Genomic DNA, 24003 nt, shown 5'->3' on the forward strand with positions numbered 1-24003 from the left:
ACTGATATTCCTTATATTTTCTACGACCAAGGTCTGAGGTGCAACCCTTGCGCGTTAACGCTGCGTCCACCTTCATTCTGCATAGTTTTGTATCAATTTTACCGTTCGTGCTTACTGATCGCACGTAGGCCATTCGGGTCTCTGGAAGCCATGATAATCGACCGAACTGGGAATGCTGCCGGCCTGGCAGGCCGTTTCACGCTCGCCACTAGGCTCTATTCGATCTTCGCGCTGTTCGCGCTGCTCACCGCCGCAATCGCTCTGCTGTCAGATTACAACAGCCGCCGCGGCGCCGAGCTCACCGCCGCGATTGAGACCGCGAATGCGGCGGCGCTGAACGTCGAGCGCGTCAACTCACTAGTATACGCCGTGGTGATGGAATCCCGCGGCGTCTACATGTCGACGGATCCAAAGGCCGTGAAGAAGTTCGGGGACGGCCTGCTCAAGTTCAACGACGAGATCCTCGGCGTGGTGAAGGGCTGGGAAGCCATCGTCAGGACCGACGATGCCGAACAGTTCGCAACGTTCAAGAAGCGCATCGAGCAATTCATCGATTTCCGGAAAGAACTGGTTCGCCGCGCCTATGAGATCGGTCCGGCTGCTGGTCGCGAATGGGGTGACAACGACGCAAATCGCAGCGTGCGGTCGGCGTTGAACAAGGATCTCGAGGCGCTGTCCAAAGTCTATGCCCAGCGCGCCAAGCAGATTGCGCAGGAGACCGAGACCACTCGCATGCTCTCCTTCGTGCTGACGTGCCTTGGCGGCGTCGCGCTGGCGCTCGTCGTGATCGGCATCGTCATCATCGCGCGCTCGATCGCGCGACCGCTCTCGACGATCACCGCGACCATCAAGCAGGTCGCCGACGGCGAAGAGAACGTCGTGGTGCCGCATACCGAGCGTGCGGACGAAATCGGCGCGCTGGCGCGCGCGATCCGGATCTTCCAGGAGGCAATGGACAGCAATCGCAACCTCGCCTCTCAGGTCTCCCAGGACTCCGCGGCACGCGACGAGCGCGCCCGCCATATCGAGACCTCGGTCGAGACCTTCCGCGAAGCGATCGGCGCGGTCATGCGGGGCCTCGCCGACAACGCGTCCGCCATGCGCGAGACCGCGCAGACCATCACCCGCGTCACGGCAGATGCGAGCACACGCGCCGGCACGGCGGCGAGCGCCACCGAGCAGGCCTCGCACAACGTCACGGCGGTGGCGGGTGCGGCAGAAGAGCTGTCGGCCTCGGTCGAGGAGATCGGCCGTCAGGTGCGGCAATCGGCGAGCGCCGTCGAGCAGACCGGCCAGCGCACCGAGAAATCGATCTCCGAGATCGAGAGCCTGGCTGCCGCCACACAGCGCATCGACGGCGTGCTCAATTTGATCCAGGCGATCGCCGAGCAGACCAACCTCCTCGCGCTCAACGCTACCATCGAAGCGGCGCGCGCCGGCGACGCCGGCCGCGGCTTTGCCGTTGTCGCCCATGAAGTCAAGGCGCTCGCCGGGCAGACCGCGAAGGCGACCGCCGAGATCAGCGAGAACGTCGGCATGATCCAATCCTCGACCCGAAACGCGGTCGAGGCCGTGCGTGAGATTGGCGGCGCGGTACGCGAGATCAACGACGTGACCTCGGCGATTGCCGGTGCGGTCGGCCAGCAGGATGCCGCGACCCGCGAAATCTCCGCCAACGCGCAGTCCGCTGCGCAAGGCAACGAGACGCTGGTCGCCAACATCACCTCGCTCCGCGACGCCATCGGCGAGACGGACGCCGCAGCAACCTCCGTCCTGACCGCGGCCAGCGGCCTGACCGCAACGGCTGAAACGTTGTCGCGCGAGGTGGAGAAGTTCTTCCAGAATTTGCGCTCGGGACCCGCTGAGCGCCACATCGCCAAGGCGAGCTAGCTCTTCGCATCAGCCGACGCTGCGCCACGAGCCCTTGTAGGAGCGTCGCAGCAGCGCGAACAGGCTGCCACCGGTCGCAGCTCCAAGCAGGTAGACGACGACGGAGAGCAGCGCGAGCGGCAGGCTGAGGTTCAGCCTGAAGAACGAGACGGTCACGGTCTCGAAATTCTGCGCGGCGAACACCACGATCGCGACCGCGAACAGGATGATGATGGCGAGATAGACCCAGCGCATGAAACGCTCCCCTTTGACCGCGCGGAGAATCGCGCGGTCAACCGCGACCTAAAATCGACCCGTTCTCGCGCGCCTTAAGTGCTGCGCCGCAGGCTGAAGCCGAGGCTCAGCCAGCCCGCGCCGGCAAAGATCAGGTCGATGCCGAGGAACAGGCCGAGGATATAGACGCTGTTGACCGGCCAGCGCGCCAGGATCAACAGGCCGAGCAACAGGGTGATGACGGCCGAGATCGCGACCCAGATCCAGGGGCTCTCCCGCTTCATGCTGAAGGCGAGAAACAGCCTGACGACGCCGGAAGCGATCAGCGAGGCGCCCAGGAACAGGGTCAGCAGGACCGCGGCGAACAGCGGGTTCTCGAAGGTCAAAAAGCCCGCGATGACGTAGAGCACGCCGAGCAGCGCCCAGATCAGAAACTTGCCCCAGCTCTTCATCTGGAACGCGCCGATGACCTCGGTCACGCCGGCCACGATCATCATCACGCCGACCACGAGGACGCTTGCGACCGTCGCCATCACCACGCTGCCGAGCGCAATGAAGCCGGCAATGAGGTAGACGACGCCGAGCGCGACGATCCAGCCCCATTTCGGGCGCAGCGCCGCGATGCCGGAGCCCAAGCCTAGGCTGTGAGACATATCCGAAGCAGTTGTCATGACGGTTACTCCTACAAGCGAACCCCCACGGCACACGTCAGGATAGCATGGGCCAGGCGGGGACGACAGCCAGAAGAGCAGCCGCCCCCGGCGCCGCCGTTGATGCAGGTCAAGGCCGCCAGGGCACGCTTCACGCGCGCGGCCGCTCCATTTCAAGCTCGGCCTTCAAACTATCGAGGTCGCGATAAATTGAAGCGACCGCCAGCACGCGCCCCCCTTTCCGATACCGGAGCAGGCAGTCCCTGCCCGTGATGCTACCGTCGATCTTGATGTCATCCCAACCTTCGGCGTGGCCGACATAGTTGATCGGCACGTCATAGTGCTGGCTCCAGAAGAACGGCACGGCGTCGTGGCGCTCGCGCGCGCCGAGCATGTTGCGCGCCGCGGTCTGGCCCTGCCGCTCGGCAACCACCCAATGTTCGACGCGGATGCTGGCTTGCGAATGCGGATCCGGCCAGCGCGCGATGTCGCCGGCCGCAAAGATGCCGGGCGCACTGGTTTCGAGGTAAGCATCGACCTTCACACCACGATCGATCGCAAGCCCGGCCCCCTCGGCCAGTTCTAGGCGCGGCTTGACGCCGATGCCGACCACCACGAGGTCCGCCTCGATCACGCTGCCACTTTTTAGGTGGGCGCGGCGGCCGTCGAGCTTCTCCACGCCGTCCTTGAGGTGGAAATGGACGCCGTTCTCTTCATGAAGCGCGCGAACGAAATCGCCCATCTCACGCCCCAGGATGCGCTCCATCGGCAGCTCCTCCGGCGCGACGACATGAACCTCGAGCTTGCGCGCCCGCAGGGAGGCCGCGACTTCGAGGCCAATGAAGCTCGCCCCGATCACCAGCGCGCGTTTCGTGCTGCCGGCTGCCGTGATGATGGCACGACTGTCGGCGACCGATCGCAGGGTGTGGACATGCGGCTGGTCGCTGCCCGGAATTTTCAACTTAACGGGCTCGGCGCCGGTCGCCAGCAGCAGCCGGTCGAACGGCATCTTGTCGCCGTTGCTCAATGTCACATGACGTTGCTTCGTATCGAGCGCGGCGACTGACGTGTCGAGCCTGAGATCGATGCCTGCGTCTGCATAGTAATCCTCCGGCCGGAGCGGCAGCCAATCCTCCGGCGCATTGCCGGCCAGATAGTCCTTGGACAGGTTCGGCCGGTCGACCGGCAACGCACTGTCGTTGCTCAGCATGGTGATGCCGCCGGCAAATCCTTCACGGCGGAGCATTTCGGCCGCGGCAAATCCTGCCGCGCCGCCACCGACGATGACGAACCGGTCCGGCGTCGGCGCGGTGCGGTGCGGCACGGCTTGTGGTGGCGCCTCTCGCTTGCGGCGCACGACGATCCTGTCCTTCTCGCGTTCGACCTCCCAGACCGCCAGCGCATTCAGCGCCGGCGCCGCGACCGCCTCGCCGGTGCGCAGCGAGAAGCAGGCGTGGTGCCAGGGACAGCGGATGGTGTCGTCGACCACGAGCCCTTCGGCGAGCGGACCGTGATAGTGCGTGCAAGCGGGCTCGATCGCCACGACCTCGGCGCCGAGCTGGACGAGGAGAACATCTTCGTCACCGACATGACCGAGCAGCTTGCCGTCGTTGAAATCGGCGAGGTTCACGCCCTTGCTCAGATCGGGTCCGCTCGGCTTCTTCTCGTCGTTCATGCGCCGTCTCCCGTGGCTTTGCGTCTCAATCGTCCGAGTTGGCGAGGCCAAGCAGTTCCTGCCGCGTCAACGCGTTGTCGCGAAACACGCCGAGCATGCGGCTGGTGACGAGATCGGTGCCCGGCTTGTGCGCACCGCGCGTGGTCATGCAATGGTGCGTCGCCTTGATGATCACACCGACGCCTTGCGGCCTGAGCACGTCATTGATCGAGTTGGCGATCTGCGCCGTCATCTTCTCCTGGATCTGGAGACGCCTGGCGTAGATGTCGACGACCCGCGCGAGCTTGGAGATGCCGACGACACGACCCTGCGGGATATAGGCGACCCAGGCACGTCCGACGATCGGCGCCATGTGGTGCTCGCAATGGCTCTCGAAGCGAACGCCGCGCAGCACGATCATCTCGTCATAGCCCTCGATCTCCTCAAAAGTCTTTTGCAGGATTTCGGTCGGGTCCTGCGTGTAGCCAGTAAAATACTCCCGGAACGCGCGCGCCACCCGGTCCGGCGTCTCGCGCAAACCGTCGCGTGCGGGATCATCGCCCGCCCAGCGGATCATGGTGCGAACCGCATCCTCGACCTCCGCCTGGCTTGGCATGCCCGCCGGCGCCTGCGCGAGTGCAACGCGTTCCAGCCGTCGCGCCTGTCGTTCCATGTGAACTCCTCCCCCTGACCAGCCGCAACAATCGCGTCGCGGTACCAAGGCTTGGACGGCGCCAACGGAAAAAGGTTCCCGGGACGAGGAAAAATCAGAACGGCTCGGAACCAGACTTAACCGTCTGCGGCCCTGCAGAGGTCGAGGACGGCCTGCGTCCATTCGGCGGGCCGCTCCTGCGGCAGATTGTGACCTGCCCCGTTGAACACGCGCCGCTCGAAAAAGCCCTCGAACTTGCGCGCGTGATGCGCGGTGCCACGAATGACGCCGTCGTGATCACCGTCGATCGCGATCGTCGGCACGCGGATCGGCGGCTGCGCGGCAAGCTGTGCCTCGATTGCCGCATAGGCGGGATCGCCTTCCACCAGCGCATAGCGATGCCGGTAGGAGTGGATCACGACGTCGACGAAGTCCGGATTGTCGAAGGCGGCTGCACTTCTGTCGAACGTCGCATCATCGAACGCCCAGGTCGGCGACCACATCGACCAGAGCTGGCGGGTAAAGCCGCGCCGGTTGCGCTCGAGCGCGCGGCGCCCGCGCTCGTTGTGAAAGAGATATTGATACCAGAGCGCGGCTTCTTCCGGCGGCGACGCCGGCTCCATCGACCGCGCGATGTTCTGGATGTTGTACGAATTGCCGGAGACGAGCCCGACCACGCGCTCCGGATGGAGCGCCGAGACCACGCAGGCCGCGCGCCCGCCCCAGTCATAACCGCCGACCACCGCACGTTCGATCTTCAGGGCATCCATGAAGGCCAGGAGGTCAGCGCCGAGCGCCGCCTGCTCGCCCGAGCGCAACGTCTGGTCGGACAGAAATCGCGTCCCGCCGTAGCCGCGCAGCCACGGCACCAGCACCCGCGCGCCGGATCGTGCGATCAGGGGCGCGCTCTCCGCATACGCGTGGACGTCGTAGGGAAAGCCGTGGCCCATGATGCAGGGCCAGCCATCCGGCGCGCCAAATTCGAGATAGGCGATCTCGAGGACGCCGGTGGTTACTGTTTTTGGCTGCATTCTTGCGACAATCCTCTTGCAATCTAGCCGTAGTCTGGATGAAGCGCAGCGTAGTCCGGGACTCGCGAGCGCCGGCGTCCCAGCATTCCGCTTCGCTCCATGCGGGCTACAAGGTGCGGCCTACTTCTGCGGCCCCGACAGCGAGATGTCGCGCTCGGCGCGGAATACGTTGGCATAGAGGTTGGCGATCCACTGTCGGCCGATGTCGGTCTGGTTGAGATAGCCGATCTCGGTCTGGATATGCGGCGCGACGCTATCCCAATAGAATTGCGGATAGCGATGCACGATGTCAGCAGGCGAATCATAGCCGAGTTGGCGGTTGATGCCGACCTCCTCGAATTCGTAGTAGAGCGCGTTGGCCTTGCGCAGGTAATTGGGATCACCGAGTTGGCCGATGAAATCGGCGGCGCGCAGGATCGAGGCGTCGGCGTCGTACTCCTGGCCGTTCCGGGCCGGAAACCGCGTGCCCTCGATGGCGCGCGCGATGCGCTCGCGGTCGAGACCGGAGATCGGCGCCAGCCGCCGCATCACATAAAGCTTCGAGCGGTCGACGTGATAGGACATCAGGCTCGCATCGGATGCGCCGCGTGGCAGGGACACCTTCGTGCCGACCTCATCGATCACAAAACCGTCGTTGTCATCCTCCTCGAACAGGCCACGTACATAGCCGATGTCGTGGGCAAGGCAGGCGATCAGAACATGGATGTAATCTTCCGCCGACAGGTGCGCATGGAGATTGCGGCCACTGAGGATAGCTTGGCCGGCCAGCGTCACCAGCATCGTATGCTCGATATTGTGGTAGAGCGCATCACTATTGCCGATGCACTCCATCGCCGTACGCGTCGCGATCTCCATGACTCTCGCATGGGACTCGTCGAACCGGCGGCGCATGAACGAGCCGAGCAGCTTTTCCAGAGATTCGGCAGCCAGTCTCGGTAACGTGATCATGGATGCAGCCCCGTCGTCGGTGGTGTCCCCACGCCAACTCCTGACGCCTCGTTTCTCCTCGCCGGGGGCAGCATAGCCTATCTCGGCCCCGCTGACCAAATCTCCAATGGCAGCGCAACCGAAAAGATTTGTGTTGCGCCATGCACCGCAACAGCTTTGTCGTCCTATCGAGGATGGCGAGGACTACCTGTCAGGCCAACTCGTTCCGCACCTGTCGGTCGTCGCGGCCGGCATGTGTCCCCGGGTCAATCGCTCCGCGCGAGCCGGGCCAGCATGGCGTCGAACGCAGTCTTGATCCTGCGAACGAACGGAGCCTTGTACGGAAAATCCGAATTCTCGTCGTGCACCAGCATAGAGGCGTTGACCTCGAAGACGACGAGATTGCCCTGGTCGTCGAGCGCGCAGTCGATGCCAAAATAGTCGAGACCGATGCGGCCCCTGATCGTTCGCAACACGTCGTAATGGCAGGCGGAAAAGACCGATTTTGGGTCGCGCAGGAATTGCTCCTCCTCGCGCTGCATCCAGTCCTGGCTGGCCATATCCGTGCTATCGCGATGAAGCTTCCAGTCGTCTCCGATCGCCAGATGATAGGGCAGGATCTCCTCGCCCACGAAAATGAACCGGTATTTGCGGAAGAAGCCGTCGGCGGACCGGTAGTCGATAGGCTCGATCAGATAGCGATCCTCACTCACGCGTTCGGCGAGGAACGCCGTCAGAGTATCGGGATCCTCGAATCTTGCGAAGAAGTCCCCGCCATGGGTCCCCGCCGGCCTTGCCAGCAACGGAAACGTCAGCTCATTTCCAGCGGGCGGATGCACGTGACCGGCTGCGATGCGCAGCGTGCGCGGCACGCGACAGCAGGGAATACCGGCAAGCGCAACCGAGGTCGTATCGCGTGTCGTCCGCAAGACCTTTTCGGGTTCGTTGACGACCGGCTTACCGAGGCGCCCGGCAATCTCATCGGCGAGCGGAAGGACGGCCTTGCCCTGATCAGCGTCGCATACGAGGTTGACGACGACGTCGACCTCACGCGCGAGCGTCGCGAGATCCGGCCGGGTCGAGGGCGACAGCGAGAGAATGTCGGCCTGGTAGGCGCAATCCCGAAACAGATACGCGACCGGCGTGTTGCCGACGAAGGGCGCGAACAGAGCGAGCACGCGGAAGCTGGCCGGCGACCGCGTCGCGGGTCTGCGCAGCACCGGGTGAAGCCGGACGGCTCGCTCATAGGCGATCTCCGCAGCCTCGCTCTCGCCGATCGCCTGCTGGATGGCGCCGATCCAGTAGAGATTGTCGGCCCGCTCCGATGCGAGCGCGGCGGCCTGCTCGAAATGCGCGATCGCGGCCTCGACCTGCTTCAGCTCGAAGCAGACCTTGCCAAGCTCGGCGTGAAGGTCCGCGTCGTCAGGCGTTTCCTGGATGAGTTCGCCTAGCAGGACTTGCGCAAGCAAGTATTGCCTGGTCGCGACGAGCGCCTGCACCAAATTGGTCCGCGACGGACGATGCGCCGGGCTCAGCCGCAGCGCTTCGAGATAGAGCGCAATGGCCTGCTGCGCCATGCCGATCCTCAGATACACGTTGCCGAGGTTGCACCAGCAGGCGACGAGATGCGGCGCAAGCCGTAAGGCCGCCCTGTAATTCTCGGCCGCGGAATCGAGATCGTCGCAGAGCATGAAGGCGTTGGCCAGCGCGGCGTGAAGGTCAGCCGCAACGTCGGTGGCCGTACCGATCGACATCATGGCCGCCAGCGCAAGACCGCCCCTGAAGATCGCGATCGCGTCCTTCAGCTCACCGCGCTTGTAATGCTCGCGTCCCGCACGCAGCAGGTCTGCGGCGCTCGGTCCGGTCGGAACCTGCGGCAAGAGAGAAGTCGCGGCGCTCATACGCTTTCAGCCGGAAACGTCGCCGTGAAGGTCACGCCGTGCAAATTGACGGTCGGCGCGATGCCGTCGTGATTGGCACCGAAGATGCGCATCCGGCGCCACAGCTCGTCCCTGCTGATATCCAGCGGAATGTCGCAGATGGCCTTGTAACTACGCCGCGAGTTTCTTCGACCGCTCCATTGGATCGCCGGGTGCGGCGTCGGAAGCAAAGGCTGGCGGGCCAATCGATCGGCCCATTCCGCGAACAGCTTCAAGAGCTGCACGTAAGTCAGCTCGCAGAGACCGCTGACGCCAGTGTTTTCCGGAATGGGAAACGAGGTGACGTCGAGGATCATGCCGGTATCGACGCGCTCGGCCATGGCGTGAAAGGTCACGCCGAACTCGGTCGCGCGGTCATAGAGCGCGAAATGCGTCGGCGCCCAGCCGGGATAGGTCGGCGGCCCCGGATGGAAATTGTAGGCGCCATAGCCGAGACTTGCGAGCAGGTCGGCGGGCACGATGGTGTTGGACGCAAAGGCGATCAGCCGGGCTTGCTGAAGAAGCGATGGCTCCAGACTCCTGAGCTCGTTGATCCCGGTCACCGGCCTAATCGTCAGGTCTTGCCGGTGGCTCCTCAATATCCGCGACAAAGCCACCTCCTCGGCAGCTTCCGTCAGCAACACAACGGCCTCGAACATCGGTTACCGCTTCGTTAACGATGGTGGTGAGCCAAAATGTCGCAGCTGCCTGTTACCAGCGCATTAATGATGAGCGGCCGGACACGCCCGAGAAACATCGAGAAACAAAATTGTTGGAAACGGAATTGGACCTTTTGGGCGTGGAAGCCGCTCGCCATTTGCTCGGTGTCATCGCCCGCGAAGGCTGGCGATCCAGTATCCCAGAGGCCGTCACGAATACGGAGAAGCCGCTACTGGATTCCCCGCTTCGCGGGGAATGACAAGGGAATACCTATCCACAGAGCTCGCCTACTCGACCAAAAGCACGTCCACGGCGACGCCGAGCTTCTGCTTCGGCGAGCCGACAATGATGCCGTCGACCGGCGAGACGTCGGAGAAGTCGCGCCCCATTGCGAGCACGATGTGATCGTTCGCGACCAGGAGATCGTTGGTCGGATCGAAATCGACCCAGCCGAGCTCAGGCCCGCACCACAGCGACACCCAGGCGTGCGTAGCATCGGCGCCTTGCAAGCGTGGCTGACCGGGCGGCGGGATGGTGCGCAAATAACCGCTGACATAGGCCGCCGGCAGCCCGAGCCCGCGAAGGCCTGCGATCATCACATGGGCAAAGTCCTGGCAGACGCCGTGGCGTTTGTCGAAGACCTCGTTGAGCGGCGTCGAGATGACCGTCGCCTTCGGATCGTAGCGAAATTCGCTGCGGATGCGATGCATCAGATCGACGGCGCCAGCGAGGATGCCGGCGCCAGGCGCAAAGCTCATCGCAGCATAGGCGCTGACGGGACGCAGCACCGGCACCAGGGGGCTCGCGAAGACGTAGCCGACCGGCGACGACGGCCCGAGGCTCGTCGCCTCGAAGGCAAGATCGCGGATGCCTTCCCAGGGCGGGCTCAAGGCATCACGCGCCGGTGGCGTTCGCGATACCGATACGCGGGAGCGTGAATCGATGCGCAGATTGCGATGCGAAACTTCGATCACAACGCTCTCGGTCAACGTGCCGAAGAAATCGCGCCGGGCATGGCGGTCCGCAGGCCGCGGCCGGATCTCGACGTGGTGCGAGATCAGCTCCTGCCCATCGCCGCTCTTCGGCTCCAGCCGCAGCGTGCAGCGGGCGAAGCTGACCGGACTCTCGTAGGAATAGGTCGTGACGTGACGTATGTCGTAGATCACGCAAGCCCCGTCAGCTTTTCCGGCCGGCTGGCGTTGGGGCCATGCGGGAAGTAATGCAACCCGATCGCTTCCGCGAGGTTGAGCAGGTCCTGCTCAAGCGAGAACAGCGTCTTGACCTCAAGCTTCTCGGCCTCGGCCGTGGCGAGCATCGCCTGCACGGCGACTGCAAGTCGTTGCGGCTTCTCGATCAGGCCGTATTCCTTCAGGCTCGGCAGCGCTGCGATGTGCTCGTTCAGGCTTGCGACCTGGAAGGCAACCGAGCGCGGATTGTAGGCGTCCAGCACCGCGAGATCGCGTACCGGCGCGAGCAGCGGCGCCAGCAGATAGCGCGAGCGATAGGTGATCTGACAATCGACCAGCGTCAGCAGCACGTCGAGGTCCTCGTCGCCGGCCTCGTCATAGGCGAACTGCCGCGCAAAGCGCGTGGTATTGATGGCACGCTCGGCGCGGCGGCCCATGTCGAGGAAGCGCCAGCCGGCAGCGCGATTCATGTTTTCCTGCGCAAGGCCGGCGAAGCTCGCGAGTTCCTGCAGGGTGAGCTCAGCGGCGCTGAGCACGCTGTCGTCGTCCTCGACCTCGTAGGCGAGCCGGTCGGTCATCTCGGTGATGACCTGCCAGGCGTCGGGCGACAACCGCTCACGCAGACCGGTTGCCGTGAGTTGCGCCGCGCGCACCAGCGACAGCGCCGAGCCGAAACGGTCGGGGCTTTGCAGTGCTTCGGCCGCAATTCGTCCGGGCGCCGTGCGCGAAGCTTGCGAGATTGCGCCCCAGGCGACGAGGATGCGCTGGATGCGCTCGGCCGACTGCATCGCGGTCGATGCGCCCTTGTTGTTGGGCCCGCGCATCGGCGAGCCGAGTGCGCGCACCAGCCGCAGCGTGGCCTCGGCGCGTTCGAGATAGCGGCCGAGCCAGAACAAATTGTCAGCGGCACGGCTCGGCAGCACGCCGGCGATGCGGCGGATCCGCACCTTGTCGGTCGGGGGCAGCAGCGTCGCGGTGGAGACCTGCTTCTCCGAGACGACCCAGACGTCGGCGGCGCGCGCCCCATCGCCCATCGACACGGCGCGGGCGTCCGCCTGCTCGGCAATGCGGCAGAAGCCGCCGGGCATGATGGTCCAGCCGTCGGGCGTGGCGGCGGCGAAAACACGCAGCACGAAGGGGCGCGGGGTGAGCTGGCCCTGCTCCCACACGGGCATCGTCGACAGCCGCACCACCTCCTGGCCGACATAATCCATGCCGCGCCCGCCGATCGCGTCGATCAGGCGCTGGCGCTCGGAGGCGTCGAGTTCACTTGCAAGCACCGGACCCGTGCCGTGGAAGCCGGGAACGCCGCGGCGATAGGCGCCCTCGATCGCGACCTCGTCGAGCCGTGCCAAAACCTCCTCACGCGCCGAGCGCTGGCCGCACCACCAGGTGGCGATATGCGGCATCTTCAAGTCCTCGCCGAGCAGGCGACGGCTCAATGCCGGCAGGAAGCCAAGCAGCGCCCTCGCCTCCAGCACGCCGGAGCCAGGCATGTTGGCGACGACGACGCCATCCTTGCGCAACACGTCGATCAGCCCGGGCACGCCTAACCGCGAGGATGCGTCGAGCTCGAGCGGATCGAGCGAATTGGAATCGACCCGCCGCAGGAGCACGTCGAGCCGCTTGAGGCCTGCGACGGTGCGGATGTGGATGCGGTTGTCGCTGACTGCGAGATCGTCACCCTCGACCAACAGGAAACCGAGATAGCGCGCCAGCGTCGCGTGCTCGAAGTAGGTCTCGCTGAAGCTGCCGGGCGTGAGTACACCGATGCGCGGCTCGTCGCGATCGGCGCTGGCGCGAAGCGAGTCGCGAAACGCCTCGAAGAACGGCGCGACGCGCGGCACGTTCATCGACTTGTAGAGATCGGCAAAGGCCCGCGACAGCACGAGGCGGTTTTCCAGCGCATAGCCCGCCCCCGACGGCGCCTGCGTGCGGTCGCCGAGCACCCACCAGCGCCCGTCGGGTCCACGGCCGACGTCGGCGGCATAGATCGACAGGTACCGCCCGCCGGGCGGCGCCACGCCGCAGACGGGCCGGAGATATTCGGTGCTGCCTGCGATCGCAGCGGCAGGCAGCGCGCCCTCGGCGACCAGCCGTCCCTCGCCATAGATGTCCCGCAGCACGAGCTCGAGGAGCTGGGCGCGCTGCCTGATACCGGCCGAGAGCTGCTGCCAATCGGCCTCGTCGATCAGAAGCGGCAGATGGCTGAGCGACCACGGCCGGTCGGCGCTGTCGCCGGGCGCGCGATAGGTGACACCGGCCTCGCGCAAATGGCGGTCGGCCATGGCAAAGCGCCGCTCGATCTCGTCGGGCGCCAGCGCACCGAAGGCATCGAAGAAACGGCTCCAGACGGCGCGCGGGGCGCCGTCGGGGCCGAGGAATTCGTCGGGGATGCCGGGCAGCCGGCTATAGTCGCGGACCCATTGCGCGACGCGGCGCCGGCTGAGGCGCCTGCCCGCCTGGCCTTCTCCGTCGGTCGCGCCTTCGCCCATGCACCACTCCCTGCCCCATCACCATACTCAATGCAGGAGCGGCGTGCGCAAGTCGAGGGTCAGCGGAAACTCAATTGTGCGTTCCTCCGGCGGCGGCTGGCTGGGACCCGGCGTATGACCGTGGTCCTGGAAGCGCGCCAGCCGCCGCGCCTCGGCCTCGTAGGTGTTGACCGGCTTGGTGTCGTAGCTGCGCCCTCCGGGATGGGCAACGTGATAGACGCAGCCGCCGAGCGAGCGGCCGTTCCAGGTGTCGATGAGGTCGAAGGTCAGTGGCGCATGGACCGGGATGGTCGGGTGCAGGCCGGAGGCCGGCTGCCATGCCTTGAAGCGGACGCCGGCGACGGCTTCCGCGGAGCGGCCGGTTGGGGTCATCGGCAGGCGGCGGCCGTTGCAGGTCACGACATGGCGGCCCTCGATGAAGCCTTCCGCCTTCACCTGAAGCCGCTCAACCGAACTATCAACATAGCGCACGGTGCCACCAGCCGAGCCCTCTTCACCGAGCACATGCCAGGGCTCCAGCGCCTGCCGCAATTCCAGCGTCACGCCGCCATGATGGACCCGGCCAAAGGCGGGGAAGCGGAATTCGAGTTGGGCCAGATACCATTCCGGCTCAAAGGGATAGCCCGATTGCTTCAACTCAGAAAGCACGTCAACGAAATCCTCCCAGATGAAGTGAGGCAGCATGAAGCGGTCATGCAGCGCCGTGCCCCAACGCACGAACCTGCCGGCCTGCGGCTCGCGCCACAGTTTTGCGATCAGCGCGCGCACCAGGAGCTGCTGGGCCAGCGACATCCGCGGATCGGGGGGCATTTCGAGCGCGCGGAATTCGACCAGGCCAAGCCGCCCCGTCGGCCCCTCCGGTGAATAGAGCTTGTCGATGCAGATCTCGGCGCGATGGGTGTTGCCGGTGATGTCGACGAGCAGATGCCGGAACAGCCGGTCCACTAGCCACAGCGGCGTCTGATAGCCCGGCGGCGGCACGTGCGAGAGCGCGATCTCGAGCTCGTAGATACTGTCATGGCGCGCCTCGTCGATGCGCGGCGCCTGGCTGGTCGGGCCGATGAACAGACCGGAGAAGAAGTAAGACAGCGACGGATGGCGCTGCCAGTAAAGCACCAGGCTCTTCAACAGGTCGGGACGGCGCAGGAACGGCGAGTCCTGCGGGCTCGAGCCGCCGACCACAACGTGATTGCCGCCGCCGGTGCCGGTGTGGCGACCATCGACAAGGAAGCGGTTGGCACCGAGCCGCACCTTCGCGGCGTCCTCATAAAGGCCGGAGGTGATGTCGACCGCCTCGCGCCAGCTCTTCGCCGGCTGGATGTTGATCTCGATCACGCCAGGGTCGGGCGTCACCTTGATGACGTCGATGCGCGAATCGAATGGCGGCGGATAGCCCTCGACATGGACTGGAAGCTGCATCTCCTCGGCGGTGGCTTCGAGCGCCGCGATCAGCTCGAGGTAATCCTCGATCCGCTCGACCGGCGGCATGAAGGCGCAGAGCACGCCATCTCGGATTTCGAGCGCCATAGCGGTGCGCACCGGGACCGTCGTATTGAGATAGTCGGGCGCGACCCGCGGCGGCGATGGCGGCCGCGGCATACGGCTGAACACCGGCAGCTGCTTGCGCACCTCCATCGGGTCCTGCTCGATGATGTACGGGTATTGATTGGGCGGGACGTAGCCGAGCGAGCCCATCGGCAGCCGCAAGCCCAAGGGCGAGTCCCCCGGAGTCAGGAACAGATGGCTCCGCCGCAGACCCCAGCGTTCGCTGCGCCAGCGTGGCGGCGCATTCCAGCGCTGCACCGGCAGCACGAAGCCGCGCGGCGTGCCGAGGCCCTGATCGAACACCCGCGCCATCCGCGCCCGCGCCTCGGGATCGGACAGCTTGGAGTCGGAAGGATCGACATTGACGGGAAGGTCGGCCTCCTTCTGGAGCCAGTAGGCGGGATCCTCATAGGCCGGCATGATGTAGCCGGGATCGAGCCCGAGCCGCGCCGCCGTACCCTCCATGAAGGCTTCGGCGTCCCTCACCTCGGCGCGGCGGGGATTATCGATCCTGGCGATCAGGTCTGCGTTCTTCCAGATCGGCACACCGTCCTTGCGCCAGTAAAGGCCAAAGGCCCAGCGCGGCAGGCTTTCGCCCGGATACCATTTGCCCTGGCCGTAATGCAAAAGGCCGCCCGGCGCGAAGCGCGTGCGCAGGCGACGGATCAGATCGTCAGCGAGGGCACGCTTGGTCGGGCCGACGGCCTCGGTGTTCCACTCCGGCGCTTCGAGATCGTCGACCGACACGAAGGTCGGCTCGCCGCCCATGGTGAGCCGCACGTCCTGCGCGGCGAGATCGCCGTCGACCTGTTCGCCGAGCTCATTGAGCCGCGACCAGGCTTCATCGGAAAAAGGCTTTGTGATGCGAGGCGCTTCGCGGATTCGCCTCACGCTCATCTCGAAGGCGAACTCGACCTCGGCGAAGCCGGCGCTGCCGGAGATCGGCGCGGCCGAACGGTAATGCGGCGTTGCGGCTACGGGAATGTGCCCCTCGCCCGCCAGCATGCCGGACGTTGCGTCAAAGCCGATCCAGCCCGCACCCGGAAGATAAACCTCCGCCCAGGCGTGCAGGTCCGTAAAGTCATTCTCCACCTCGGGCGGCCCCTCGATCGGATCGATGTCGGGACGGATCTGGATCAGATAGCCGGAGACGAAGCGCGCGGCGAGGCCAAGATGGCGCAGCGACTGGATCAGGAGCCAGGCGGAGTCACGGCACGAGCCGGCACCGGAGCTGAGCGTTTCCTCGGGCGTCTGCACCCCCGGCTCCATGCGGATGATGTAGCGCACCCGCTCCTGGAGCTTGCGATTGAGCTCGACCAGGAAGTTGACGGTGTTGCTGGCCTCGCGCGGGATCGACGCAAGATATTCGGCAAACAGCGGACCCGGCGTGTTGGTCTCGAGATAAGGCGCAAGCTCGGTCCTGAGATCCTGGGGGTACTGAAACGGAAAGCTGTCGGCATAGGGTTCGACGAAGAAGTCGAACGGGTTGACCACGGTCATCTGCGCCGTGAAATCGACCTCGATCTTGAGCTCCGTCGTCTTCTCCGGAAAGACGTAGCGCGCCAGCCAGTTGCCTTGCGGGTCCTGCTGCCAGTTCACGAAGTGATTGGGCGGGGTGACCTTGAGCGAATAGCTCAGGATCGGCGTTCGCGTGTGTGGCGCCGGCCGCAAGCGGATGGTCTGCGGGCCGAGATCGATCGGACGGTCGTATTTGTAGTGCGTGACGTGGTGTAATGCGACGTAGATCGACACGGATGCGGTGCTCCAGCAGCTTTTTTGAGCAGAACACCTGATGTCATCGCGATCAAGCACTAACAACGGGCAGCGCGTGCCTAGGAAGTATCCGCCATAGTCCCCCCGTTGCCCGGATGGACCGAAGCGAAATCCGGGCTACCCGGTGACGTTACATCGTGGCGCCAATCACCCACGGCGCGAACTCGGCGCCGCCGAAATCAAAGCTCTCGCTCTTGGTCGGCTGGCCCGAGGCCGTCTTCAAGATGAGATCGAAGATGCGCTGGCCGCACTCTTCGACCGTCTCGGAGCCTTCGAGGACGGTCCCGCAATTGACGTCCATGTCCTCTTCCATGCGCTTGTACATGGGCGTGTTGGTCGCAAGCTTGATCGACGGCGCGGGCTTGCAGCCGAACACGCTGCCACGGCCGGTCGTGAAGCAAACGAGATTGGCGCCGCCTGCGACCTGACCCGTTGCCGCAACCGGGTCGTAGCCGGGCGTATCCATGAACACAAAGCCCTTCTTCGTCACCGGCTCGGCATAGCGCAGCACGTCGACGAGATTGGTGGTGCCGGCCTTGGCCATCGCGCCGAGTGACTTCTCGAGAATCGTGGTGAGGCCGCCGGCCTTGTTGCCGGGGCTCGGATTGGCGTTCATCTCGGCGCCTTCGCGCTCGGTATACTCTTCCCACCAGCGCATGAGATCGACGAGCTTTTCGCCGACCTCGCGGCTGACCGCGCGGCGCGTGAGCAGATGTTCGGCGCCGTAGGTCTCCGGCGTCTCCGACAGGATCACGGTGCCACCGTGACGCACGATGAGATCGCTGGCCGCGCCGAGCGCGGGATTGGCTGACACGCCGGAATAGCCGTCCGAGCCGCCACATTGCAGCGCCACGGTCAGTTCGCTCGCCGGCACCGCTTCGCGTTTTACGTTGTTGGCGTCCGCGAGCGCCTCGCGCACGAAGGCAACGCCGGCCTCGACCGTCTTGCGGGTGCCGCCGACCTCCTGGATGTCCATCGCGCGCAGGCGGCCGGCGAGCTTCTGCTCCTCCATCAGGCCGCCGATCTGGTTCACCTCACAGCCAAGGCCGAGCACGATCACGTGGGAGAAATTGACGTGCCGCGCGTAGCCGCCGAGCGTGCGGCGGAGCAGCGCCAGCGGCTCGTTCTGCGTCATGCCGCAGCCGGTCTTGTGCGTCAGCGCGACGACGCCGTCGACGTTGGGGAATTCGGCCAGCGGATTTTCGCCGGTGAAAGGATTTTTCTTGAAGACGTCGGCGACGAGGCCAGCGACATGCGCGCTGCAATTCACCGAGGTCAGGATGCCGATATAGTTGCGCGTAGCGACGCGGCCGTCGGGGCGGCGGATGCCCTCGAAGGTCGCCGGCAGATCGAAATTCGGCGTCGGCTTGACGTCGGCGCAATAGGCATAGTCCTTGGCAAAATCGCCCATGCCGCAATTCTGCGTGTGCACGTGCTGGCCGGGCGCGATCGGCGCGGTGGCAAAGCCGATGATCTGGCCGTAGCGCCTGACCGGCTCGCCCACAGCAATCGGCTTGATCGCGACCTTGTGCCCCGACGGGATGCGGTCGACCGCCGTCACACCGTCAGCCACCACCGTTCCAGGCGGCAGGCTCGCACGCGCGATCACCACGCCATCATCAGGATGCAGGCGGATGACGGGGGCTGGGGTCATGATCGTTTCTCCTTCGGAGGCGTGTAGCGAATAGGGAATGGCGAGTAGCGAAAGGAAGCAGCGCTATTCGCTACTCCCCATTCGCCATTCGCCAAGCATTTAAGCCTTGCCGCCGGAATCCTTCCGGGTCTGGTTCACCTGCATCCTGGCATAGGTCGACATCAGACCGACCTCGTTCGACAACGTCACCAGCTTGAAGCCCATGTTGATCGCGCGTGCGGCACCTTCCGCGCCGCTGCAATGGATGCCTGCGTTGAGGCCACGCTTGCCGCATTCCTTGATGATCTTTTCGTAGATCGCAAGAATCTCCGGCTCGCTGCGGTCCAGCTTCGGTTCGAGCCCGTAGGAGAAGCCGAGGTCGGACGGGCCGATATAGACGCCGTCGATGCCCTCGACATCGAGGATCGCCTCCATGTTCTCGACCGCGGTCCTGGTCTCCATCATCGGCAGCAATACGGTCTCGTCGTTCGCCGTCTTCTGGTACGTGCCAGCAGTGCCGTACATGCCGGCACGGATCGGCCCGTTGGAGCGTACGCCCTTCGGCGGATACTTTGCATAGGAAACGAGGTTCCTGGCCTCCTGCGGCGTGTTGACCATCGGGCAGATGACGCCATAGGCGCCGCCATCAAGTACCTTGCCGATGATGCCGGGCTCGTTCCAGGGCACACGCACCATCGGCGTCACGGGATGCTTGTCCATCGCCTGGAAGCACTGAACCATCGACAGATAGTCCTGCACCCCATGCTGCATGTCGACGGTGACGCTGTCGAAGCCGCATTGCGCGATCACTTCGGCCGAGAAGCCGGAGGGGATCGCAAGCCACGCATTGACGACGGCCCTGCCCGACTTCCAGATTTCCTTGACTTTATTCGCCACGTTTCCTTCCTTCCCTGTTGGCTCTTCCTCGCCGTCATTGCGAGCGAAGCGAAGCAATCCAGAATCTCTCCGCGGCAACACTCTGGATTGCTTCGTCGCTCCAGCGCAAAATAGCTACGCAATCTTGTCGCGGGCTCCTCGCAATGACGAAAGTGAATTAGCTCGTCGCCCTCTGAATACTGGTCTCGCTGACACCGACATCGCGGGCGGTATTCACTATCGCTGCCCAGGTGTCATCCGGCAAGGGCACGCCGTTCCGGGTGCGCTCGGCCCGGGTTTTTCTTTCGGGGTCGCCGGGGATCAGCACCTGCTCGACGCCGGTCATCGGCTTGGTGGCCCGGATGAAGTCGACGTAGCGCGACACTTCGGCGTCGAAAACATCTGACGTGTCGACCACTTTGGGATCGACGAAGAACGCCAGCATGCCATTGGCGAAGCGGCGGCCGCCCGAGGTAGCGCCGGTTCCGGTCAGCGCGCCGCCGAGCAGTTCGCAAATGAACGCAAGGCCCGAGCCCTTGTGCTCGCCAAAGGCGCGAATCGCGCCCGTTCCCTGAGTGTGGTCGCGTGGCCCGTCGGGCGTGTATGGCCCATAGAGCACAACAGGGTCCTCGCTCAGCGCGCCGTCGGAATCCACCAGCGCGCCCTTTGGCAGATTCTTGCCGCCACGGCTTGCGACCAGCACCTTGCCTTCGGCAACGATCGACGTTGCAAAGTCCAGCACGATCGGATCCTGGCCCTCGCGCGGAATGCCGACGCAGTAGGGCGCGGTCGACAGCCGCTTCTGAACGCCGCCGAACGGCGCGACCAGCAGCGAGCCGGCGGCGTTGACGAAATAGACCGAGACCAGTCCCTTGGCCGCAGCCATCTCGGCCCAATCGCCGACGCGGCCGATATGGCCGGCATTGCGCAGGGCGACCGCGGCGAGGCCCGCCTTCCTGCACTTCTCGATGCCGATCCTCACCGCCTGCGGTGCAACCGTCTGGCCGTAGCCGAACTTGCCGTCGACCACCGCAAGCGAGGGCGTATCGAGCACCACTTCCGCATTCTGGTTCGGGATTACGTTCCCCGTCTTCTTCCAGCGGATATAGACGGGCACGCGGATCACGCCGTGGCTGTCATGGCCGGTGAGATTGGCGGTGGTCAGATACGTCGCGATGCGTCTGGCTTCTTCCGGCGAGGACTCCGCGTGCGAAAACACCTCCGTGACGAAGTCGATCAGCTTCTCAACCTGAATGGTGACCATAACGAGTCTATTTGCCTCTACCTTCTTGTTCCCTGCCGGATGAGCTGGTTGCAGATGCGGCATCATCCGGTCCCGGCGCCGATTTTGGGCGGATCGGCTTGGGCGGCACTTTGAGCGAAAAAAACCGGCCATGTCCATCGTTCTTGCCGCTGCCGCGCGCATATCTGGTTTCACTCCTCGGCTATTGCCTCGTCGGCACTTCCAAGTCCTGCAAGGCTCTGCTCGAGTTCGCCCAGCATCTCCTGAAGCTCAGCGAGCTTGCGGGCGCCAAAGCGTCGCGTGATCTCGGCATAAATCGCTTCCGACGTCGGCGCCACGACCGCCATCAACTTCACACCCTTCTCGGAGATCGACACCATGCTGCGGCGCTGATCCTCTTTCGCCGTCTTTCGCTCGATCAGATGGCGGCCTTCGAGATCGCGCAGGATGCGCGACAGGCTGGGCCCGAGAAGAAACGCCGTGCGCGCGAGTTCCGTGACCTCGACCGCGTCGATGGCCGCAAGCGCGCGCAGGATGCGCCATTGTTGCTCGGTGAGACCATGCTGGCGCAGCGAAGGGCGGAACTGCCGCATCACCGCCTCGCGCGCCCTCAGCAGCGACATCGGCAGCGAACGCGAAAACTCGCGCATCGGTACATGCCGGGCGGCAGGCGCGCCTCCGTTCGCTGGATCAGCCGGTTTCTTCTTCACGATGATGCTCCGCCCTCAATCTCAAAACGTTTGCACTGCAGCAAACCAGAATACGGTTTGACGAATTCATTTAACATGTTAAGTATCTCTCGGCACCACGATTTGTAAGATCACAAATGGCGCTTTCCAACGACGATATTCTGAGCGGCGCGAGGCGTCTGCACCAGGCGGAGAAGACGCGCACGCAGGTCAGGCAGCTCTCGCAGGACTATCCCGCCATCACCATCACCGATGCTTACGCGATTCAGAAAGCCTGGGTCGACATCAAGCTCGGCGAGGGCCGCCTCGTCAAAGGCCACAAGATCGGCCTCACCTCGAAGGCGATGCAGAGCGCGCTCAACATCGACGAGCCGGATTCCGGCGTGCTTCTCGACGACATGTTCTTCGCCGATGGCGGACTGGTGCCGACCGACCGCTTCATCGCGACGCGCATCGAGGCCGAACTCGCCTTCATCATGAGCAAGCGGCTTTCAGGTCCAGACTGCACGATGTTCGACGTGCTCAACGCCACCGACTTCGTGGTGCCCGCGCTCGAGATTCTGGACACGCGGATCGAACGCGTCGATCCCAAGACCAAGGCGACACGAAAAATCTTCGATACTATCGCCGACAATGCGGCCAACGCCGGCATCGTACTCGGCGGCCGCCCGATCCGCCCCTTGGAGGCCGACCTGCGCTGGATCGGCGCGCTGTGCTTCAAGAACGGCCAGCTCGAGGAGACCGGCCTTGCCGCCGGCGTGCTCAATCATCCCGCAACCGCGGTCGCCTGGCTCGCCAACAAGATCGCGCCGCTCGGTCTTGCGCTCGAGCCGGGACAGGTCGTGCTCGCCGGCTCTTTCATCCGCCCGATCGAGACCCGCAAGGGCGACACAATTCAAGCCGACTATGGTGCCTACGGCTCGGTGAGCTGCTACTTCGCCTGACAAACAAGAAGCACAGGGAGCGAAACCGCCATGCCGCATTTCACCATCGAATATTCGGCCAATCTCGATGACCGCGTCGACGTGAGCGCGCTGTGCGAGGTCGTGCGCAAGGCGGCGGTCGAGACCGGCATCTTCCCGCTCGGCGGCATCCGCGTCCGCGCGATCAAATGCGAGCACTACGCGATCGCTGACGGAGGCAAGGACCTTGCCTTTCTCGACATGGTGCTGCGCATCGGCGAAGGCCGCGATCTCGCCACCCGCAAGAAAGCCGGCGAGCACGTCTTCCAGGCCCTCTCCAGGCATCTCGATCCCGTCTTCGCAAGCTCGAAGTTCGCCCTGTCGTTCGACATGCAGATCAACGACAAGGAGACGAGCTGGAAGCGCAACAACATCCACGATGCCCTGAAAGCGGAGGCCACCCCTGGATAAGCCCACGCCGAAAGCCGACGTCTTCCAGGCCAACCGCGAGCGCGTCGCGCCGCTGCTGAAGAGATTGCGTGCCGACGGCATCGGCCACATGATCGACGGCAAGACCGTCGCCTCGATCTCCGGCGAGACCTTCGAGACGAAGTCTCCGGTCGACGGCGCGACGCTCGCAAGCGTCGCGCGCGGCAATGCCGAGGATATCGACCGTGCCGCGACCGCCGCCGCGACTGCCTTCAAGTCCTGGCGCGACATGGGACCTGCGATGCGACGCAAGCTGCTGCATCGGGTGGCCGACGCGATCGAGGACAACGCCGACGACATCGCCGTGCTCGAATGCATCGACACCGGCCAGGCCTATCGCTTCATGGCGAAAGCCGCGATCCGCGCCGCCGAGAATTTTCGTTTCTTCGCCGACAAATGCGCTGAGGCGCGCGACGGCCTGAATACGCCGAGCGAGGAGCACTGGAACGTCTCCACGCGTGTGCCGATCGGCCCTGTGGGCGTGATCACGCCGTGGAACACGCCGTTCATGCTCTCGACCTGGAAGATCGCCCCAGCGCTCGCGGCCGGCTGCACGGTGGTGCACAAGCCGGCGGAATGGTCGCCCGTCACCGCCGATCTCCTCGCCAAGCTCGCCAAGCAGGCCGGCATCCCCGATGGCGTGCTCAACACCGTGCACGGATTTGGCGAAGAGGCCGGCAAGGCGCTGACGGAGCATCCCGCGATCAAGGCGATCGGCTTCGTCGGTGAGAGCGCGACCGGCTCGGCGATCATGAAGCAGGGCGCGCCAACGCTGAAGCGCGTGCATTTCGAGCTCGGCGGCAAGAACCCGGTGATCGTGTTCGACGACGCCGACCTCGACCGCGCGCTCGATGCGGTCGTGTTCATGATCTACTCGCTCAACGGCGAGCGCTGCACCTCCTCCAGCCGGCTTTTGATCCAGGCGAGCATTGCCGAAAAATTCGTCGAGAAGCTCACCGCGCGCGTGAAGGCGATCAGGGTTGGCCACCCTCTCGATCCCGCGACCGAGATCGGACCGCTGATCCACGAGCGGCATCTTGCAAAGGTCTGCTCCTATTTCGACGTCGCCCGCGAGGACGGCGCGGTCATTGCCGCTGGCGGCAAGGTCCATGACGGCCCCGGCGGAGGGCACTACGTGCAGCCGACGCTGGTGACCGGCGCGCACAGCAAGATGCGTGTCGCGCAGGAGGAAGTGTTTGGCCCGTTCCTCACCGTGCTGCCCTTCAGCGACGAGACCGACGCGATCGAGATCGCCAACGACATCCGCTATGGCCTCACCGGCTACGTCTGGACCAACGACATGGGCCGCGCGCTGCGTGTCGCCGATGCGCTCGAAGCCGGCATGATCTGGCTGAACTCGGAGAATGTCCGCCATCTGCCGACGCCGTTCGGCGGCATGAAGGCGTCGGGGATCGGCCGCGACGGCGGCGACTATTCGTTCGACTTCTACATGGAAACCAAGCACGTCTCGCTCGCGCGGGGCACGCACAAGATTCAGAAACTGGGAATTTAGGGAAGCAGTCGTCCCGGGACGACGCGAAGCGTCGAACCACAGATGCGCAATTGCGCATCGGG

General features: G+C 64.7%; 19 protein-coding genes. 4 read left to right on the plus strand and 15 right to left on the minus strand.

The window, feature by feature from the left end; translation table 11 throughout:
* The first annotated feature begins 150 nt into the window (after positions 1-150).
* Positions 151-1890 (plus strand): methyl-accepting chemotaxis protein, encoded by a 1740-nt coding sequence (locus tag SO180_RS14900; RefSeq protein WP_449379581.1) that lies wholly within the window; start codon positions 151-153, stop codon positions 1888-1890.
* A 9-nt stretch (positions 1891-1899) separates the two neighbouring features.
* Here the strand turns inward: SO180_RS14900 and SO180_RS14905 are convergent, their stop codons facing one another.
* The 15 genes from SO180_RS14905 to hpaR all read right to left on the minus strand — a co-directional run bounded on the left by SO180_RS14905 (position 1900) and on the right by hpaR (position 21058).
* On the minus strand, positions 1900-2124 hold the full coding sequence (locus tag SO180_RS14905; RefSeq protein ID WP_449379582.1) for a LapA family protein: 225 nt from the start codon (positions 2122-2124) through the stop codon (positions 1900-1902).
* Positions 2125-2198: 74 nt separating this feature from the next.
* Positions 2199-2774 carry an HdeD family acid-resistance protein gene (locus SO180_RS14910; protein ID WP_449379583.1) on the minus strand — a complete coding sequence of 192 codons (576 nt, stop codon included), beginning with the start codon at positions 2772-2774 and terminating at the stop codon, positions 2199-2201.
* A gap of 130 nt (positions 2775-2904) precedes the next feature.
* A complete protein-coding gene (locus tag SO180_RS14915; RefSeq protein WP_449379584.1) occupies positions 2905-4428 on the minus strand; it encodes an FAD-dependent oxidoreductase in 1524 nt (507 codons plus the stop codon).
* A 25-nt stretch (positions 4429-4453) separates the two neighbouring features.
* Positions 4454-5080, minus strand: coding sequence for a GTP cyclohydrolase I FolE (gene folE / locus SO180_RS14920; RefSeq protein WP_449379585.1), 627 nt, complete (start codon positions 5078-5080; stop codon positions 4454-4456).
* Positions 5081-5196: 116 nt separating this feature from the next.
* Complete coding sequence (locus SO180_RS14925) at positions 5197-6090, minus strand: alpha/beta fold hydrolase (RefSeq protein ID WP_449379586.1); 894 nt, start codon at positions 6088-6090, stop codon at positions 5197-5199.
* A gap of 120 nt (positions 6091-6210) precedes the next feature.
* On the minus strand, positions 6211-7038 hold the full coding sequence (locus SO180_RS14930) for a metal-dependent phosphohydrolase (protein WP_449379587.1): 828 nt from the start codon (positions 7036-7038) through the stop codon (positions 6211-6213).
* Positions 7039-7283: 245 nt separating this feature from the next.
* On the minus strand, positions 7284-8918 hold the full coding sequence (locus tag SO180_RS14935) for a tetratricopeptide repeat protein (protein WP_449379588.1): 1635 nt from the start codon (positions 8916-8918) through the stop codon (positions 7284-7286).
* Positions 8915-9595 (minus strand): formyltransferase family protein, encoded by a 681-nt coding sequence (locus tag SO180_RS14940; RefSeq protein WP_449379589.1) that lies wholly within the window; start codon positions 9593-9595, stop codon positions 8915-8917. The genes SO180_RS14935 and SO180_RS14940 overlap by 4 nt, the downstream gene beginning before the upstream one ends.
* Before the next feature lie 288 nt (positions 9596-9883).
* Positions 9884-10762, minus strand: coding sequence for a transglutaminase family protein (locus SO180_RS14945; protein WP_449379590.1), 879 nt, complete (start codon positions 10760-10762; stop codon positions 9884-9886).
* Entirely contained in the window at positions 10759-13278 is a 2520-nt protein-coding gene (locus SO180_RS14950; RefSeq protein ID WP_449379591.1) for a circularly permuted type 2 ATP-grasp protein, read from the minus strand. The genes SO180_RS14945 and SO180_RS14950 overlap by 4 nt, the downstream gene beginning before the upstream one ends.
* A 27-nt stretch (positions 13279-13305) precedes the next feature.
* The gene (locus SO180_RS14955; RefSeq protein WP_449379592.1) at positions 13306-16575 is read right to left on the minus strand and encodes a transglutaminase family protein; all 3270 of its coding nucleotides are present in this window, start codon (positions 16573-16575) and stop codon (positions 13306-13308) included.
* Between the two features lie 151 nt (positions 16576-16726).
* Positions 16727-18250 carry a UxaA family hydrolase gene (locus SO180_RS14960; RefSeq protein WP_449379593.1) on the minus strand — a complete coding sequence of 508 codons (1524 nt, stop codon included), beginning with the start codon at positions 18248-18250 and terminating at the stop codon, positions 16727-16729.
* A 99-nt stretch (positions 18251-18349) separates the two neighbouring features.
* Positions 18350-19126, minus strand: coding sequence for an HpcH/HpaI aldolase family protein (locus SO180_RS14965; RefSeq protein ID WP_449379594.1), 777 nt, complete (start codon positions 19124-19126; stop codon positions 18350-18352).
* A gap of 157 nt (positions 19127-19283) precedes the next feature.
* Complete coding sequence (locus SO180_RS14970; protein WP_449379595.1) at positions 19284-20369, minus strand: malate/lactate/ureidoglycolate dehydrogenase; 1086 nt, start codon at positions 20367-20369, stop codon at positions 19284-19286.
* 170 nt (positions 20370-20539) lie between these two features.
* The gene (gene hpaR, locus SO180_RS14975) at positions 20540-21058 is read right to left on the minus strand and encodes a homoprotocatechuate degradation operon regulator HpaR (RefSeq protein WP_449379596.1); all 519 of its coding nucleotides are present in this window, start codon (positions 21056-21058) and stop codon (positions 20540-20542) included.
* 116 nt (positions 21059-21174) lie between these two features.
* On the opposite strand from hpaR, the gene hpaH reads away from it, so the two are divergent.
* From hpaH to hpaE, 3 genes are read left to right on the plus strand one after another with little or no spacing between them, the layout of a single operon-like run.
* Positions 21175-21981 carry a 2-oxo-hept-4-ene-1,7-dioate hydratase gene (gene hpaH, locus SO180_RS14980; RefSeq protein WP_449379597.1) on the plus strand — a complete coding sequence of 269 codons (807 nt, stop codon included), beginning with the start codon at positions 21175-21177 and terminating at the stop codon, positions 21979-21981.
* 30 nt (positions 21982-22011) lie between these two features.
* Entirely contained in the window at positions 22012-22410 is a 399-nt protein-coding gene (locus SO180_RS14985) for a 5-carboxymethyl-2-hydroxymuconate Delta-isomerase (RefSeq protein WP_449379598.1), read from the plus strand.
* The gene (gene hpaE / locus SO180_RS14990) at positions 22403-23941 is read left to right on the plus strand and encodes a 5-carboxymethyl-2-hydroxymuconate semialdehyde dehydrogenase (RefSeq protein ID WP_449379633.1); all 1539 of its coding nucleotides are present in this window, start codon (positions 22403-22405) and stop codon (positions 23939-23941) included. Before SO180_RS14985 ends, hpaE begins: the two co-directional genes overlap by 8 nt.
* Positions 23942-24003: the final 62 nt, after the last annotated feature.

Source organism: Bradyrhizobium sp. UFLA05-112, assembly GCF_053572325.1.

Excerpts from the sequence above, each read along its gene's own strand:
- SO180_RS14900 (WP_449379581.1), top strand. The coding sequence starts at position 151 with ATGATAATCGACCGAACTGGGAATGCTGCCGGCCTGGCAGGCCGTTTC.
- SO180_RS14905 (WP_449379582.1), bottom strand. The coding sequence starts at position 2,124 with ATGCGCTGGGTCTATCTCGCCATCATCATCCTGTTCGCGGTCGCGATC.
- SO180_RS14910 (WP_449379583.1), bottom strand. The coding sequence starts at position 2,774 with ATGACAACTGCTTCGGATATGTCTCACAGCCTAGGCTTGGGCTCCGGC.
- SO180_RS14915 (WP_449379584.1), bottom strand. The coding sequence starts at position 4,428 with ATGAACGACGAGAAGAAGCCGAGCGGACCCGATCTGAGCAAGGGCGTG.
- folE (WP_449379585.1), bottom strand. The coding sequence starts at position 5,080 with ATGGAACGACAGGCGCGACGGCTGGAACGCGTTGCACTCGCGCAGGCG.
- SO180_RS14925 (WP_449379586.1), bottom strand. The coding sequence starts at position 6,090 with ATGCAGCCAAAAACAGTAACCACCGGCGTCCTCGAGATCGCCTATCTC.
- SO180_RS14930 (WP_449379587.1), bottom strand. The coding sequence starts at position 7,038 with ATGATCACGTTACCGAGACTGGCTGCCGAATCTCTGGAAAAGCTGCTC.
- SO180_RS14935 (WP_449379588.1), bottom strand. The coding sequence starts at position 8,918 with ATGAGCGCCGCGACTTCTCTCTTGCCGCAGGTTCCGACCGGACCGAGC.
- SO180_RS14940 (WP_449379589.1), bottom strand. The coding sequence starts at position 9,595 with ATGTTCGAGGCCGTTGTGTTGCTGACGGAAGCTGCCGAGGAGGTGGCT.
- SO180_RS14950 (WP_449379591.1), bottom strand. The coding sequence starts at position 13,278 with ATGGGCGAAGGCGCGACCGACGGAGAAGGCCAGGCGGGCAGGCGCCTC.
- SO180_RS14960 (WP_449379593.1), bottom strand. The coding sequence starts at position 18,250 with ATGACCCCAGCCCCCGTCATCCGCCTGCATCCTGATGATGGCGTGGTG.
- SO180_RS14970 (WP_449379595.1), bottom strand. The coding sequence starts at position 20,369 with ATGGTCACCATTCAGGTTGAGAAGCTGATCGACTTCGTCACGGAGGTG.
- hpaH (WP_449379597.1), top strand. The coding sequence starts at position 21,175 with ATGGCGCTTTCCAACGACGATATTCTGAGCGGCGCGAGGCGTCTGCAC.
- SO180_RS14985 (WP_449379598.1), top strand. The coding sequence starts at position 22,012 with ATGCCGCATTTCACCATCGAATATTCGGCCAATCTCGATGACCGCGTC.